The sequence below is a fragment of the Endozoicomonas sp. ONNA1 genome, from assembly GCF_024606325.1.
Classification (GTDB): Bacteria; Pseudomonadota; Gammaproteobacteria; order Pseudomonadales; family Endozoicomonadaceae; genus Endozoicomonas_A.
This window is the reverse complement of record NZ_JAHHPN010000622.1, coordinates 1-1,411: the sequence shown is the minus strand read 5'-3', so window position 1 is coordinate 1,411 and position 1,411 is coordinate 1. Positions and strand designations below refer to the sequence as shown.

Below are 1,411 nucleotides of genomic sequence, written 5' to 3'. Positions count from 1 at the left end.
ATATCATCAAGCTCCATGCCACTCCGGGCGAAGAAGCGCCTGAGACGTTTACGCCCGGAGTCGATCACTGGACCAGATCGTTACTTAATCGCTGTCGCTTTTTTAGGGACAAAGGGCATCGTTCTGGTTTACATCAACAGGCTTGCGCTTTCGATGTTCTCTTTTGTGAGTCGACAGCGTTTGAGCATTCTTGCAGACCTTTCCACATGGCCGCTGTATGCCATCCTCTCCGACCACTGCTGCATAACAGGTCTGTTGTCCTCTGTGGTATCTGCTTTTGTGCTCCGACAGGGCTTTAATATTCTTGAAGACCTTTCTGCATGGCCGTTCTATGCCATCCTTACTGATCTCTGCCCCTTCACAGGTTTGTTGTTCGCTATGGTCTCTCCTTTTGTGATCTGACAGGTCTTGAGCACTCTTGCAGATTTTTCCGCAGGGTCGCGGCTGGCCATCCTCCCCGGCCAAGGTTACGTTACAGGTTTTTTTTCCGCTGTGCCTCTTTCTTTTGTGAGCCGACAGGGCTTTAATATTCTTGCAGACTTTTCCGCATGTCAGGTGTTGGTCCTCTCCCCCGTCCACTATCACATCACAGGTTTTTTGCCCGCTGTGAAATAATCTTTTGTGCTCCGACAGGGCTCTGGCATTTTTGAAGACCTTTCCACATGGCCGCTGCAAGCCGTCCTTCCTGACATCTGTCTCTTCACAGGTTTGTTGTTTGGTGTGGTCTCTTCTTTTGTGCTCCGACAGATCCAGCCTGCTATTGCAGACCTTCCCGCATAGTTGTGGCTGACCATATTTCAGGTTCACTATCACGTCACAGATTTTTTCCCCAATATGATATCTACTTTTGTGATTCAACAGAGCTTGAGCATTCCGGAAGATCCTTCCGCAAAGCCGCTGCTGGCCATTCTCCCAAGTTACTGTTGCGTCACAGCTTTTTTGCACGGTGTGCTTGCTGCTTTTGTGACTCGACAGGACTTTAGTATTCTTGAAGACCCTTCCGCATTGTCGCAGCTGAACATTCTTCCCGATCATGACCACGTTACAGGTTTGTTGTGCGGTGTGGTATCTGCCTTTGTGATCCGACAGAGCTCTGGCATCCCTGCAGACCATCCCGCATGGACGCTGTTGGCCATCCTCCCCAATCACTGTCACGACACAGGTGGGTTGCGTGGCAGCGTCAGTTGTAAAAGCAACCCCTGCACTCATTGATTCCAATGATTCCATTGAGTTGCAGCGTCCGCTTGAGGTGCCATCCACGGCACGCACATGTAGCTTAACTTGTGGGTGAGAATCGCATTGGAGTTGAATAATAGTGAGTTGATCCAATGTTTCGAAGAGTGAGAAATCTGTAAGGTCTTCAGAATCAAAACGACCTGTGCAACTAAAGCAATATCCATCGGCCAAATGA

1 protein-coding gene is annotated in these 1,411 nt (G+C 49.4%); it reads right to left on the bottom strand.

The features are described 5' to 3' along the window. Positions 1 to 102: 102 nt before the first annotated feature. Positions 103 to 1,411 (bottom strand): hypothetical protein (locus KDK19_RS14595; RefSeq protein ID WP_257292244.1); only part of this gene is annotated, 1,309 nt, incomplete at its 5' end.